Below are 14,726 nucleotides of genomic sequence, written 5' to 3'. Positions count from 1 at the left end.
TTACTCCTGAATCAGACGCTCGATTTCCGCAACACGCTCATCCACCAGCGCCTGTTGGGCACGGCTTTCTACGTTCAGACGCAATAGAGGCTCGGTATTGGAGCCACGCAAACTGAATCGCCAGTCGGCAAACTCCACACTGATGCCATCGGTCCTGTCGACCGTCGGCTGTTGTGGCAGGTAGTACGCCAGGATCTTTTCGATGCTGCTGTTGACGTCATCGACCTGGTAGTTGATTTCGCCGCTGCACGGGAAGGCGGCGATGCGCTCGTCCACCAACTGAGCGAGGGTCTTGCCGGTCTGCGACATCAAGGCTGCTACGAGCAGCCAAGGGATCATGCCACTGTCGCAGTAGGCAAAATCACGGAAGTAATGGTGTGCGCTCATCTCGCCGCCATAGACGGCGTCTTCTGCACGCATGCGCTCCTTGATGAAGGCGTGACCGGTCTTGCTCTGGATGGCAATACCGCCGGCAGATTCGACTTGCTCGATAGTGTTCCAGGTCAGGCGAGGGTCGTGAATGATTTTGCTGCCTGGCTGCTGCCTGAGCAGCATTTCGGCCAGCAGGCCGACCAGGTAATAGCCCTCGATGAACCGCCCGCTGGCGTCGAAGAAGAAGCACCGGTCAAAGTCACCGTCCCAGGCCAATGCCATGTCGGCACCTGCGTCAAGCAGCGCCTGGCGGGTAAGCTCACGGTTTTCTGGCAGCAAGGGGTTAGGCACGCCGTTGGGGAAATGGCCATCGGGCTCGGCGTTGATCATCACCCATTCGATGGGCAAGCGCGCAGCCAATGCCTGCACCACCGGCCCGGCGGCACCATTGCCTGGGTCGGCGACAATCTTCAGTGGCTTGAGCGATGCCACATCGACGTAGGTAAGCAGGTGGTCTAGATAGGCAGTCTTGTCGAACGCTTCACGCACGCTACCTGATGTCGGGCTGACCTGGCCCAGGTCGCCGGCTTCAACACGCTGTTTCACGGCGCCAAGACCAGTGTCGCCACTGATCGGGCGTGATTGGGCCCTGACCAGTTTCATGCCGTTATAGCCCTTAGGGTTATGACTGGCTGTAACCATTATCCCGCCATCGGCCTGGTAGTGGCTGGTGGCAAAGTAAACCTCTTCGGTGCCACAAAGACCGATGTCGATGACATCAGCACCGGCATCGACGATACCGCGGGTCAGCGCCGCCGCCAGGCCTGGGCTTTCCAGGCGCATGTCGCGGCCAACGACAAAGGCCTTGCCGCTCAATTCCAGCACCAGCGCTCGACCGATGCGGTAGGCAATATCGTCGTTCAGTTGAGAAGGAACCTGGCCTCGGATGTCATAGGCCTTGAAGCATTGGGTCTGGATGGGATCGAACATTGTCTTCCAACTCAAGTGCCGAGGCCACCCTTAGGTGGCCATCGGTGGAGAATGAAACGCGAGCCGTCCCCGCGCCGTTGCGAGCCCGTATGGCAACAAAGATCGGCGCAGGTTCAGTGACGGCTAGTTAGTGCAGCGGCCGTAATTGTCTTCGAAGCGGACAATATCGTCTTCGCCCAGGTAGTCACCGCTCTGGACTTCGATCAGCACCAGATCGATGACCCCGGGGTTTTTCAGGCGGTGCTTATGGCCAGCACGGATGAACGTGGATTCATTGGTGTTGAGCATCAGCTCCTGGTTGTCGTTGACCACGACGGCCATGCCACTGACCACGATCCAGTGCTCACTGCGGTGGTGATGCATTTGCAATGACAGGGATGCCCCCGGCTTGACGACGATACGCTTGATCTTGAAACGCTCACCGTTTTCCAACGTGGTGTAGGTGCCCCACGGACGGTGTACCGTCTGGTGCAGGAGATGAGCCGTATGGGATTGTGCCTTGAGCTGCCCGACGATGTGCTTGACGTCCTGGGCGTGATCCTTGTGAGCGACCAGCACCGCATCGGGTGTATCGATGACCAGCAAATCCTTTACACCAACCAACGCCGTCAGACGACCTTCGCTGTTGACGTAGTTGTTGCTAGCGCCATGAGCGAGGACTTCGCCTTCGAAACGGTTGCCGTCCTGGTCGACCGAGGTCAGTTCGCTGACCGCATTCCAGGAGCCGATGTCGTTCCAGCCGATGTCGCACGGTACTGTCGCTACCTTGCTGGAGCGCTCCATCAGCGCGTAGTCGATGGAGATGTCCGGGGCCTTGGCAAACTGCTCAGTGTCCAGCGTGAGCCAACTGTCGGCACCGCTGGTGGCCAGGCGCGAGGCTGCCAGTGTTTGCTGGGCCACTTCCAGCACCTCTGGCGCGTGCTGGTGCAGCTCGGCCAGTACGGTACCAACCCGGAAGCAGAACATGCCCGAGTTCCAGAAATAGTTACCGGCGGCGATATAGCCTTCGGCCGTTTTCAGGTCGGGTTTTTCGACGAAGCGGGCGACGGTGAGGCCGCCGGACTCACCACAGCTGTGGGAGGCCTCGATGTAGCCAAACCCTGTTTCAGGGTATTGAGGCTGAATACCGAACGTCACCAGCCAGCCCTCGGCGGCCAGCTGTTGTGCGGTGGCAACCGCGCGGGCAAATGCCTGCTCGTCCTGGATCAGATGGTCTGCGGCCAGCACCAGCATCTGTGCGTCGTCACCTTGGGCCTTCTGCAGCTGCAGCGCAGCCATGGCAACAGCGGCTGCCGTGTTACGGCCGAAAGGCTCCAGAATGTAGCTTTGCGCATGGCCGCTCTGGTTGACCGTGCGGTATTCGTCTTCAGTCTTGAACAACAGTTCACGGTTGGTGACCGTCATCACCTGGGAAACTCCTGGCAGCCGCGAGGCGCGCAGGAAGGTTTTTTGAATGAGGTTCTGACCACCAGGCAGCGTCATGAATGGCTTGGGGTGCGCTTCTCGCGACACGGGCCATAGCCGGCTGCCGACGCCACCTGAAAGAATTACCGGGACCAGGTCCATATATCTAATCCTTAGTTGCCACTCTCATGGCATCTGACAATTTACTGAAGAAGCCTGAATCATCGTGATGATAACGTTGCTTCATGTTTTTGCTTGCTCTGCCATGCGGCGAAGCGCGTAAGCCAGCACCAGTCCGTGTGCCGAAAGAATATCAGGAAACTCCCCTACCAGTCTTGCCTGCCCCGAACCATCACACCCGGTATCGCCAGGGCTTGACGACCATCCAAGGTAGGAACGGCGGGCCACCGGGGGCCCGCCATAGACAATGCTCACTGTGCAGCAGCACGCGATGATTGCAGGGCCGGATACTGCCCGCTCGGCTGCACCCTGATACGCGAAATACCCAGGCCTAAAAGGCGCTCGTCACTGCTGGCACCCAGCGCACTGGGGCTGATGGGCGAGGGAGGTAAAATTTCGATGCTGTTGCCTTGAACGCCTTCGAAGGTGATCTCGCGGGTACTTTGATCAGCGCCGAACACGACCTGGCGTTTGACACCCCCTGCACTGACCGTGACAGGCGCACCGGCGTTCGGCCCATAAGCCAAGGCGCTGATCTGGAGAACGAAGTCCCGTGGCAGAGGCTGCTCGAAGGTGAGGCTGACAGGCCCCAGATGAGCGTCGGTCCAGCGCCCCCAACTTTCAGCCTGGGAGAAGCCGGAAACCTTGGTAAGAAAGTCTGGAATGCCGGTCTTGCCCAAATCGATGCCTTGCTCCAGCGATGCCGGGTAGCGGCCCAATCGAGGCTCGATGAAAGCGGTGAAGGCTGGGAGCAACACCATGTTGCCATGCCCGCTCAGGTGGTCACCGTCAAGAAACAGCGGCTTGTCTCCATCAAAGGCACTGCAGGTATCACCCGGACACAGGGTAGGGAACGGGTCCCATACTTCGACATTAGGCAGCCGTGCGGCAATGTTGGCATAGCTGGAAAGCACTGGCGCCCTGAACGCCTCCATCATGCTTCGGGGCATTTCAAAACCTGGCGCACAAATAGGATTACTTTTGTCGAACCAGTCGGCGCAACGGAACGGTGGCGCCTTGTACAGGGGTTTCGGCCCTTCGAAAACGACGCGAACGCCTATGTCAGTGAACTCTTTGAGTACTGACACAGCGTAGTCTTCCGCCCGCTTGCGACCGGCTTCTGCCGCTGGGCCGAACATCTGGGAGCGTGCCGCCTGCTCGCCGAAGTACGCCCACTGATCAGCAAAGCGCGGCAAACGAAGTGACGCCAGGAACAAGATATCGCCTGGTTTAATGCGCTTTCGCAAGTCAGCCAACGCAGCATCGGTGTTGCGCCTGCACTCGCTGTTGTCCATATCGCGTGCGGGCTGCAGGCTGATGAACGGGCAGCCGCCGTTGTTGTACGCATTGATTTGCGTGGCGTGACGAATGGCGTACTGTTTGAACAGGCTGGAATAAGCAAGTGCATGGGAGTCGCCTATCACATAGACACTGGCGTCATTGCGCGGTCGATTGTCCTGGCACCCCAACGGGTTATAGCTCAACATCACCCCCCCGCCCACTAGGTGGAAGTCAGGGCCTGCGACGCAACCTGGGTAGTTGGGGTCGAGTGGATAGCCGTCTGGGTACCAGACGTCAGCGTGCTTGGCCACTTGGCTCAGCGAAAGCTTGGGCGCGGCATGGTTGATGCCCATGGCCAGCCAGCACGACAGGCCGATGACGGCAATACCACCTACGATGATGCCCGACTGCGGGACCTTGCGCATGGCGCCGGACTGGCGCACAGGCGTTTCAACAAAGCGATAGGACAGCCACGCTAGAGCGAAGGCGATCACAACAGCGCTCATCCATTGGGCCGGCGCATCCAGGCCGTAGGTCCAGCGGAACAATACGAATACCGGCCAATGCCACAGGTAAAGCGAATAAGAGATGCGCCCTATTCCTACCATCGGTGCACTGCCAATCAGGCGATGCATGAGGCGCAACTCAGGATGATGGTGCAGGCTGTAGATCAAGCCAAGCGTTCCCAACACCGCCATCAATGCACCGGGCATGGGGAAATGTTCGGGCCGGGAAACCCAGAAAGCGACAAGCAGCGCTGCCAGAGAAACTACAGCCAGCACTGCGCGCCACCATTGGACAGGGCTTTGGGCTGTGAGCTCAACAGGTTTACGACTGATGAACTGGTACAGCAGCACCCCGCTTGCCAGCTCCCAGAACCGGCCTGGGCTCAGGAAGAACGCCTGAGTAGGGTTGACCTGACTTTGCCAGGCCGAATAGATAATCGAGGCTACCAGCCCGATACCGAATAACGCTGACGAGCGCCAGCGTGTGTGAGTACCTCCCAACCATGCCAGGTAGAGAATCGGGAACACGAGGTAGAATTGCTCCTCGACTGCCAAGGACCAGGTATGTGTATAAGGGTTGAACTCGGTGGTGGGAGCAAAGTAATTGCGCCCGGTACTGGCCAGTACGAAGTTACTCAAGCCCAGGAATGCGTACAGCCCGGTCCGCTGATTGACGTCGCTGAGCCATGAGGACGGGATAAACAGCGCCGACATGTAAGCGGTGAACAGCAAACAAACGATGAGCGCAGGGAAAATGCGCTTGATACGTCGGGCATAGAAAAATGCGAAGAACTGTAAAAATGAGCTGCTTCGGTAATTCGCGATGGAAGCGCTTACAATGAAGCCCGAAATGACGAAAAAGACGTCAACGCCGACGAAACCGCCGGGAAGCCATGCGGCATGCAGGTGATAGATCACTACCGACAAAACGGCAAATGCACGTAAGCCGTCTATATAGGGGTAGTAGGAACCATGAGCGCTTTGCCCCGGCACTTTCTGGATCATGTTGTGTCCTAAACTGCTGAATCGTCTGTGAGGAGAGAAATTGGCGTCTTGTTCTCATACGGCCGGGCTGGTCCCAAGCGGTGCTTAAAATAGCACGGGGGCTGGTTTTTTGGACGGCAACGGCCCATGGATGAGCCCCGCACGATGCACCGGCTAAGGTGGACTGCGCGCAACCCTCGCAAATACTCACCTGCGACGTGACTGCAAACCGTGCCATCAGAGTTCAAACCCAGAAAATAATTCACCCCTGTCTGCCTAATCTTCCGGAATGCTGATCTTCGTGGGCCATTGCAGGCGCCGATAGCAGCGTGCCAGTGCCTTGGACAAGGCAACCTTTGCTGTGCGCTCGCCGTGCACCAGCACCACCGCATGGGGTGCTTGCATCATCCCCGTTGCAAACGCCACTAACCCCGCCTGGTCGGCATGCCCCGAGTACCCCGACGCGTTCAGGACTTTGGCTGCGATAGCGTAACCCCGCCCCTCCAGTTCCACCTGCACCACACCCGGCGCCCTACAGCTGGCCTGAATCACCGCCCCAGGCGTCCCCTTGGCCTGGTGGCCTACGAACATCACTTCATGCCTGGGGTCGCCCAGCATGCCCTTGAGGTAATTGACGATGCGCCCGCCCGAGCACATGCCATTGCCTGCAATGACGATGGCGGGCCGGCCGGTGCTTTTGAGGTAGTTGACCACCTGCTGGTGACGGGCGTGGGTGTCTACGCTGATCAGCTGGCCGAATGCGAGCGGATCGCGGCCACCTGCCAAGCGCGCCCTGGCCTGCTCGTTCCAATAAGGGTGCAGGTCGCGGTAGGCCTGGGTGATGCGCTGGGCCAGGGGCGAATCGAGAATGATCGGCAGCTGCGACCAATCCACGGGTTCGCCTTGTGGCGAGGGGCCCGTCTTGCCCAGCAGGGCCTTGCGGTGCAGGACATCTTCAAGATCATGGAGCAGTGCCTGGGTGCGCCCCAGGCTGAAGGCCGGGATCAGCAAGGTGCCGTGATCGGCCAGCGCGCGGTCGATGGCCGCTTCCAATCGCTGAATGCGATCACCCGTGGGTGGGTGAAGGCGGTCGCCATAGGTGCTTTCCAGCACCAGCACATCGGCACGCTCCGGGGGCTGCAAGGGGCGCAGCAAGGGATCGTTGCCGGGGCCCAGGTCACCTGAAAATACATAGCGCGTGTTGTTTGGCCCGTGCTGGATGTCGCATTCGACGTAGGCAGAACCCAAAAGGTGACCGGTACGCTGCAAGCGGATGGCGCAGGCCACCTGCGGGTGCTGAACCACGGCGTGCCAGTGCCCGAAGGGCAAGGGCACGATCAGACTATGCACCAGGGCGATGTAGCGGGCTACCTGGGCAGGTGCGCTGTCGATGCCGAGTTTGAAGGCGTCTTCGAGCACCAGGGGCAGTAACTTGGCAGAGGGCTCGCTGCAATAGATAAGGCCGCGGTACCCCTTGGCCAGCAATGCCGGAATGCGGCCTACGTGGTCCAGGTGCACGTGCGTGACGATCAGGGCCTGGATGCCGGTGATGTCGAACCCAAGCGCGCTGCCCTGCGCGCCCGGCATCACATCGGCGCCCTGCTCGGCACCGCAGTCGACCAGCAGGCTGACGCCAGGGCCAAGATGAAGCTGATGGCAGGAACCCGTCACGCCGCGTACAGCGCCATGGTGGGTTAGGCCGGGGTAATCCATGCTGCGCACTCTCGCCGGGGCTAAAACGAAGTGGGCAATTAGTCCATGGTGACCGTGGCTTTAATAGGCAGACATTTCCTAAAGCACTATAAGAAAAATCCTCACCTGCCGCTCAGCGCCGCTTCGCGGGCCGAAGCCCGGATTTTGCGCTTGCTGCGCTGCACACCATAGGCGCCCAGCAAAGGCCCAACGGCCAGACCAATGATCAACGCGGCCAGCACCACCACTGCCACCGGCACCTGTGGCGCAACCCAGCCAAACAGGGTCAAGGCTACGGTCTGCTGGTTTTCCAGCACGAAGAACAGCACTACAGCCGCCAGCAGCAGGACGAAGACAGCTGCCAGTGCACGCTTGAGGTTACGCATCGGGTTGCTCCTAGGGAATCAGGTATGGGCCTCGTCTTCTTCATTGACCCGATCACGCAATTCCTTGCCGGGTTTGAAGTGCGGAACGAACTTGCCTTCGAGGCTGACCGACTGGCCGGTCTTGGGGTTGCGACCTACCCGTGGTGCCCGATAATGCAGCGAGAAGCTGCCAAAACCGCGGATCTCGATGCGATCACCGGTAGCAAGGCATTGTGACATCTGTTCAAGCATGGTCTTGATGGCCAGCTCTACGTCCTTGGACGAGAGTAGCCCTTGATGGGTGACAATACGTTCGATCAGCTCCGACTTCGTCATGATTTTCCCTTCGTTATCAAGCAGCTAGATCATTGCTTAACCAGTTTGTAGCACGGTGCGAGGGATTTGAACAGGTCGGTTCTTGACTTATTCGAAGAATGTTGGTCCAGCCTGCCGGGCAAGAGTGGACAGCAACGCGTCGTGCCTGGGCGCAGCCAAAGGCCTGGGACCGATGTGCAGCATATAGATAGCACCGAGTGCCGTGGCACGCTTGGAACATTGTGGAAAGAACCCACAAGGAGCTCCACGCATGCCCTCTGCCCTCCCCTCTCCACCTGCACATGACCTCAATCGTGCCGTCGCCCTGCGCTTTGCAAGCCGCCCCACCTTGCGCCAGGTGGTAGGTGAGCAACTGATGAACCTTATCATCGCGCATTACCCCAAGGTGGCTGTTCACCGCCCCGACATGAAGTGTGCTGAGCCACTGAAATTTCTTCGCTGGCACATTGACGGCTACTGGACAGTCACCCCGCTTGTCGACGTTGTACTGCAACACTTTCTTGATAATGCGCCGGTGGACTTTTCCAGCCAGGACCGCTTCAGCCTTAAACCACCGCTTCGTTTTTTTGCCATCCCCGACGCGTGCGAAACAGCCGATGATGACCTCGTCGACCCCGGCACGCTGAACGACGCATTCAACGCGTTTCTACCGACCCTTCATGCGTGCTTTGAACAGGCTCAGATCGATTACTGGAATGCAGGCAACGGCAATGATCACGACACTTGGGTTCAACAGGTGCTTCGCGCTGGGCTTCTGAGTGGGCTGACCGATCAGACATTGACCGCCGATGAGCGCCGGTGCTTGAACGATCTGCTTCTCGAAAGAACTGAAGGTTTCGCTGTGCACGCCGTACGCATACATCGGCGCCTCGACCAAGGCAGCACCCGTGAACTGCTGCCTGGGCTGCTGGTGAGCGCCAGTAGCGAAGTGGCCAACGTGACACTCTGGTGCACGAGCGCAGGCGGTGTGAAAGGCTTCAGTTCACTAGACGCTTTTGGTGCCTACTTGCAGACGCAACACAGGCTGACGGAGACCGACGACGGTTTTTCGTGGGCGCTTTACGAAGCCGACGGCAACGCGTTTGCCTTGTTGTCCAGCGTGCTGCTCGAAATCCTGTTGTCGCGATTGAACCGCGTACGGTTGAGCGATCTGAACACGGTAGATGAGTTGGCCTCGGCCTACCAGGCCGTGGTCGACCCCTCGCCGTTCTTCGCCCAATTGGCCGATCTGCCCATTCAGAAGCTGGCCATAGAGTTGCCTGAGAAGCTCTTGAACGCCGACTTCAACGGGCAGAGCCGCTATCTGCAGGCGCTGCTGGACGTCTGTGTGTTACAAGCTTCCCAGGGCAATGCCCAGTGCCCCACAGAACCGGACGACCTGCATACCTACGCACGGCACACGTTGCGTGAACAGATGCTGGCCGATCATCCTGCTGACGGCGCCTTCGACGCGGACGAGTTGATACTGACCGTCAATACCTACGCCAATGACGGCCATGGGCTGGGGTTCCCACAGCTGATAGAAAGCAAAACGCTGACCTTGACCGAGTACGCCATCGGTCGCCTTGAGGCAACCGGCGCGAGCCCTGTGGCAGCTGTAGCACATCGCACTCATGAAGAGCTCCCTGCCTGGCTTGACCCCGAGTACTTGCGCCAATTGGTTGCCACTGTTGACATAGGCGGCAACTACCCGCGCTACCTCGATGGCTTGCTTGGGGATGAACAGTACAAAGCCACGCACCTCGCCGCCTTTACCGCGCAATGGCGAAGGGGGCTGATGCTCGATGCCGCCTACGCACTCTGTGCCCGGCATATCGACCCACACAGCTATGAGGCAGTGGCCAGTTTCTGCCGTGTACCCGCAAGCGATGAGCAAGCATTGGCCATCGCGCCCCTGGCCTTCAAGCGCTCGCCCGACTCGCAGCTGATCGACAAGGCGCACGGTTTCTTTGTCATTCAGGTGGCCGATAGCGGCGCGCTGTTGCTGTATTGCCCGATGTACAAAGGTGCGCTCAAACAGTTCAAGAACCCGCAAGCCCTCATGCAGGAGATTGCCCGGCCCGGCCGCGTGCAGGAAGGCGTGCTGGCTTGGCTGGACCAAACGCACCGCGACGTGTACGACAACGGTGGCTTCAAAGAGCCTCACCTGCCGCACTGGGTGTTCGACCCGTATGAGCACCTGGACAAACCGGCCCCGGTCGAACCCGCCCTGACGTTCTGGACCGATGACATTGATGCGAACCTGTTCGAAGCCAGGCGCGCGATGCTGCTCGAACTGGCCGATCGCAGTGCCATGAGCAACAGTGAGGTACGCTGGCGGTCGATCAAGACGTTCGCCTGGCAATTGCTTAACGTGGTCGCGCCCGTGCTCCCGGGGCCGATCTCTTCGATTGCTTTGCTGTACATCGGTATAAATGCCATAGCCGAAGACCTGAAATTGCTGCTTGAAGGCAGCGCTACGGATCGAACCCAAGCTGTGGTGGATCTGCTCAACAACACACTGATGGTGTTGATCCATGCACAGCTGCCCAAAACCGAGCCGCCGCATGCCGGGGCAACTGCACTGACGGTCGATGCAGCTTCGATCCGCTTGGGCGGCGATGCCGATCCGTTGCCGCTGCCTGAGCCGGGCAGTGTGGCTCCTGTCGAGGCGCTGCAGGCCCAAGCGACCACTCAACTCGATTTTTCGTGGCGGGGCGCTCAGGGTTTCGACGCGCTGTCCGGCGCTCAACGCACGCAACTGCACGCCATGGCGGCCTCGGTAAGCCTGGAGGGCCAATCGGCGATCGAGCAAGGGCCTCTCGACGGGCTGTATGAACTTGAGCATGGGCTCTATGTGCGGCTGCAAGGACAAGTTTATGCGGTCGAGTCTGCCGATGGGCTTACCCGCATCATCGGCCCGGATGGCAGGCAGGGGCCACCGATCAGGCGTGACTCACAAGGTTGGCGTATCGACACGCGACTGCGAGGCGGCGGGGACCGACCCGGCTCAAGCACCCGGCAGCGATTGCGCGAACGCTTGGTAACCCGGATCCGGGCGGCGCAGCAGGCAGTCGAACAAAGTCTCGACAACGCTGACAGAGGCACCGCTGAATATGAAAGCTTGCGCCAACGTATCGAGGCTGCTCGTGCGCAATGGCTGAAAGTGGAGGAGCGGCTCAAGCAACCGCCGCCGCAAGATCCTGAACAGCGTGCTCAGTTCGAGCGGGCAACCAGTCTGTTTGCCAAACGGCATACGGAGTTGCTGGACCAGATAAAGGACTTGCGTCACCAGCGTATCGAATCCGCTGTAGGCATTTTCCAGAACTTCCTTGAGGCCGAGCGCAACATGATTGCGCTGCTTGATGACCGTAGCTATATGGCAAGCACCCGCAATGCACCAGAACAGCGGCGAGCGTTGGCAGATGTAAGGCGCAATTTGATTGGTTATGCGCAGTTCATCATCGAAGAGCAGCTGTATACCGGCAGGTTCGCCGAGTACGATCGACTGACCACGGCGCTCAATGACGCCTTGCCGCAGGAGCGGCAAGCTGCGTATGAGCAGTACCGTGAAGTACTTGAAAGCATGGTTATCGACCAGCCTTTGATCATTGAATATACAGCGGCGCTTGATCGGCTGCTTGCCGTTACCGATCTGGACATGACGGCACCGAGCATTCGAAAAACGGACAGGACCGTTGCCCAGATCATCGAAACGCGCACCACTACCACGGTAAACATACGGTTCTTCCAGGCCATGGGTTTGGTTGAGCTGGCGCTGCGTTTTGAAGCCTTGCAAGACTATTCGCACTATGCGGTGTTCAGGGCTGCACTCGCTGGGGAGCGCCTGCGGGTGGCCGCTAATTCTCACCACCTGTCCATGTTCGCCGATCTGCAGACTGCTCAGCGTATCGACATTCTGCAGAGTGCCTGGGATGAATATTCGGCGGCCATCCTCAACAGTCAGCGCATTGCCCAGCTGGGCAGCGAACTTGTGGATATCGGGCGCCTGGAGGCGTATCGGCAGCAAATGGTCGAGCTCAAGACCATGGCGGGCGACGCGCTGGTTACCGCATTGCGGGAGCAGGCCGTCGGCCAGCAGCACTCCACCACCCGGCCGGTCTATCCCCGCCAGGCGTTACAAGTGGCTACAACAGCGAACGGCCAGACGGTGATCGGTTCGGAGTCGATCGTAGAGGGGCGGCCTGTGCTGCAAGTTCGCGGGACCTTCAGCAAGACTGTACTGCATACCTTTACCCGGGAAAGTGGCACGTGGGTCGAAAGATTGCCAGCTGCTGGCACCTCATCGCCACCCAGAGCGCCTACACCGGAGAGCGAGCGTCAGGAACAAGCGCTGGCTGAAGGCATGCTTGCTCAGAATCAGAACGTACTTGCCAACGCGCGCAAGCTGGTTGAAGAAGATGTCGATAGCCATTCATTGACGTCAATGCTCGATGCCCAGATCGGGGAAGTGCAGACACTGCGGGATCAGCTCGCCGACAGCGAAGCTGAATCTGAACTGCTGCAGCGCCTGGACGATGCCCTGGTGAGCTTGCGCGAGGGTAAACGCGAGATGCTGGTCAAACTGCACAGCACCACACGCTTTCCTAGCGCAGAAGGCTTGCACTACTTGCACAAGCAAGGGCTGTTACGTGTGACCTATCAGGGGCCGCGGCAGCCACTGGCCGAAGATTATCTTGATGAATACCGCATCGATGTGCTCGAAGCGCCGGGCAGCGAGCGCGGCAAGCCGCTGTGGGCCGCGCACTTTCACTTCAATGATGCGGGTGCCGCGCCGACGGCGTTCGGCAAAGGTCATCTGAAACTGTGGCGGCAGCGCAAGCTGGGTTACAGGGAACAGGTCAGAAGCGCTGCCATGGGCGAGGAGTTACGTATTCACCGTGGCAACCTGACCTACGCTCAGGCACGTGGGGTGATTCCTTTCAACTGACCAGTCGCCGACGTGCCTTGACGGCTGCGAGCAATCGGGGCTAGCGCGCAGCCAGTTCGGCGCCCCGGCAAAGCCGCTTAGCGGCCGGTGGATGCTGCTGGGCCGGAGAGCCTTGATAGGCACGACGCTCTGCTAAACCCGCAAATGCTTGACGAAATTGCAAGGCCGATGCCGGGCGTCGAGCTGTTCGGCAAGAATGCCTTCCCAGGCAGTACGACAGGCCCCGGTATAACCTGACAGACAACAGACCAGCGTGCGATTGCTCAGCCCTGCCAAGGCGCGGCTGTGCACGGTCGAGGCGCCGACATCCAGAATGGACAGCGCACGGAACAACTCGCCGAACCCGTCCACGCGCCGTTCGAGCAGGCATTCGACCGCCTCCGGGGTGCTGTCCCTGCCACTAAAGCCTGTTCCACCGGTGATCAACACTGCCTGCACCTGCTCGTCGGCAATCCAGGTCGCCACCTGGGCGCGTATCTTGTAGACGTCATCCTTGAGCAGAACCCGTGCAATCAGGCGGTGCCCCACCTGCACCAAGCGATCCGCCAGCAGTGCACCTGATGTGTCGTTCTCGACAGTGCGGGTATCGCTGACGGTCAAGACAGCGATGTTGAGCGGCACGAAAACCGCATTGGGTTGAACACGCACAGCACAGCTCCTTGCAGTGGGGTTACGGCCACGCTAGTAACAGGCGCTGCCAGCGTCCAATCGATAGCGCAAACGGCTCGATCGATGGCATCTATCGCCACGGTACGTTACTGTCGGCGTAACCCTTTAGCAGGCGCAGGCATGGATATCAAGCAACTGAAGTTTCTCATCGCCCTGGACCAGACTCGCCATTTTGGCCAGGCGGCTGCGTTGTGCCACATCACCCAGCCCACGCTGTCCATGCGCCTGCGTAACCTGGAAGACGAACTGGACCTGGTGCTGGTCAAGCGCGGTCAGCGGTTCGAAGGGTTCACCGAGGCGGGCGAACGCATTCTGGCCTGGGCGCGGACCCTGCTGGCCGCCCATGACGGTTTGCACGCCGAAGCTGCCCATTGCCGCGGTCAGGTGGTCGGGAGCCTGCGCCTGGGCACGGTGCCGCTGGCCAGTTTCAACCCGATGCAACTGCTGTTGCCGTTGCGGGCCAAGTACCCGGGCCTGCACTTCGAACTCAGTTCCCTAAGCTCCGAGCAGGTGATCGACGGTCTGAGCCGTAATCAACTGGACTTGGGCATCTGCTACCTGGACCAGGTCAACACGCAGTTTTTCGACGTCATCGAGCTGGGTACCACTACCATGGGCCTGCTGCACGATACCCGGCATTTTCAGTTCGAGGTCCAAAGCCTGCGCTGGGACCAACTGGGCGATACTCCGCTGGGCCTGTTGAGCAAGGGCATGCATTACCGGCAGTCGCTGGACTTGAGCTTCCGTAGCCGCGGCCTGGAACCGAATGCTGTACTGGAAAGCGACTCCAGCTTCCAGCTGATCCAGGCCATCACCACTGGCCTGTGCTGCGCCATCATGCCGCTGGGGTGCGGCCTGGAAGGCCTTAGCGAGCACCTGCGCATCGTGCCGGTCACCGATGCTGCCATCCACAGCCCGGTGGGCCTGTTATTGCGCCGCAGCGAGCCCCGCTCGGCGATTGCCGAGCAGTGCTTCGCCGAGGCGCAGGAGGCACTTCAAACGCCCTGACCGCGACCC

The 14,726-nt window shown here is 59.7% G+C and carries 9 protein-coding genes; 2 read left to right on the top strand and 7 right to left on the bottom strand.

Annotated features, from left to right (window positions below):
* The 6 genes from FS777_RS08675 to ihfB all read right to left on the bottom strand — a co-directional run bounded on the left by FS777_RS08675 (position 1) and on the right by ihfB (position 8,110).
* On the bottom strand, positions 1 to 1,362 hold the full coding sequence (locus tag FS777_RS08675; protein WP_058638472.1) for a phosphomannomutase/phosphoglucomutase: 1,362 nt from the start codon (positions 1,360 to 1,362) through the stop codon (positions 1 to 3).
* A 123-nt stretch (positions 1,363 to 1,485) separates the two neighbouring features.
* Positions 1,486 to 2,928: a mannose-1-phosphate guanylyltransferase/mannose-6-phosphate isomerase gene (locus FS777_RS08670; protein WP_058638473.1), complete on the bottom strand. Its 1,443-nt coding sequence runs from the start codon at positions 2,926 to 2,928 to the stop codon at positions 1,486 to 1,488.
* Between the two features lie 269 nt (positions 2,929 to 3,197).
* Entirely contained in the window at positions 3,198 to 5,738 is a 2,541-nt protein-coding gene (locus FS777_RS08665) for an acyltransferase family protein (RefSeq protein WP_058638474.1), read from the bottom strand.
* A gap of 255 nt (positions 5,739 to 5,993) precedes the next feature.
* Positions 5,994 to 7,430: an MBL fold metallo-hydrolase RNA specificity domain-containing protein gene (locus tag FS777_RS08660; RefSeq protein WP_145255033.1), complete on the bottom strand. Its 1,437-nt coding sequence runs from the start codon at positions 7,428 to 7,430 to the stop codon at positions 5,994 to 5,996.
* Between the two features lie 101 nt (positions 7,431 to 7,531).
* Positions 7,532 to 7,795, bottom strand: coding sequence for a lipopolysaccharide assembly protein LapA domain-containing protein (locus FS777_RS08655; protein ID WP_078478149.1), 264 nt, complete (start codon positions 7,793 to 7,795; stop codon positions 7,532 to 7,534).
* Between the two features lie 18 nt (positions 7,796 to 7,813).
* Positions 7,814 to 8,110, bottom strand: a complete 297-nt coding sequence (gene ihfB, locus FS777_RS08650; RefSeq protein ID WP_056807345.1) for an integration host factor subunit beta — start codon at positions 8,108 to 8,110, stop codon at positions 7,814 to 7,816.
* A 250-nt stretch (positions 8,111 to 8,360) separates the two neighbouring features.
* Between ihfB and FS777_RS08645 the strand changes: the two genes are divergently transcribed.
* A complete protein-coding gene (locus tag FS777_RS08645; RefSeq protein ID WP_145255030.1) occupies positions 8,361 to 13,040 on the top strand; it encodes a dermonecrotic toxin domain-containing protein in 4,680 nt (1,559 codons plus the stop codon).
* Between the two features lie 132 nt (positions 13,041 to 13,172).
* Here FS777_RS08645 and moaB read toward each other — a convergent pair whose 3' ends face one another.
* Positions 13,173 to 13,688, bottom strand: a complete 516-nt coding sequence (gene moaB / locus FS777_RS08640) for a molybdenum cofactor biosynthesis protein B (RefSeq protein WP_078478147.1) — start codon at positions 13,686 to 13,688, stop codon at positions 13,173 to 13,175.
* Positions 13,689 to 13,829: 141 nt separating this feature from the next.
* On the opposite strand from moaB, the gene FS777_RS08635 reads away from it, so the two are divergent.
* Positions 13,830 to 14,717: a LysR family transcriptional regulator gene (locus FS777_RS08635; protein WP_145255027.1), complete on the top strand. Its 888-nt coding sequence runs from the start codon at positions 13,830 to 13,832 to the stop codon at positions 14,715 to 14,717.
* Positions 14,718 to 14,726: the final 9 nt, after the last annotated feature.

The organism is Pseudomonas sp. DE0157, assembly GCF_007678615.1.
In the GTDB taxonomy this organism is placed as follows: domain Bacteria; phylum Pseudomonadota; class Gammaproteobacteria; order Pseudomonadales; family Pseudomonadaceae; genus Aquipseudomonas; species Aquipseudomonas parafulva_B.
Note: the sequence above shows the minus strand (reverse complement) of the source record. Positions and strands in the feature narration are given on the sequence as shown.

Excerpts from the sequence above, each read along its gene's own strand:
- FS777_RS08675 (WP_058638472.1), bottom strand. The coding sequence starts at position 1,362 with ATGTTCGATCCCATCCAGACCCAATGCTTCAAGGCCTATGACATCCGA.
- FS777_RS08670 (WP_058638473.1), bottom strand. The coding sequence starts at position 2,928 with ATGGACCTGGTCCCGGTAATTCTTTCAGGTGGCGTCGGCAGCCGGCTA.
- FS777_RS08665 (WP_058638474.1), bottom strand. The coding sequence starts at position 5,738 with ATGATCCAGAAAGTGCCGGGGCAAAGCGCTCATGGTTCCTACTACCCC.
- FS777_RS08660 (WP_145255033.1), bottom strand. The coding sequence starts at position 7,430 with ATGGATTACCCCGGCCTAACCCACCATGGCGCTGTACGCGGCGTGACG.
- FS777_RS08655 (WP_078478149.1), bottom strand. The coding sequence starts at position 7,795 with ATGCGTAACCTCAAGCGTGCACTGGCAGCTGTCTTCGTCCTGCTGCTG.
- ihfB (WP_056807345.1), bottom strand. The coding sequence starts at position 8,110 with ATGACGAAGTCGGAGCTGATCGAACGTATTGTCACCCATCAAGGGCTA.
- FS777_RS08645 (WP_145255030.1), top strand. The coding sequence starts at position 8,361 with ATGCCCTCTGCCCTCCCCTCTCCACCTGCACATGACCTCAATCGTGCC.
- FS777_RS08635 (WP_145255027.1), top strand. The coding sequence starts at position 13,830 with ATGGATATCAAGCAACTGAAGTTTCTCATCGCCCTGGACCAGACTCGC.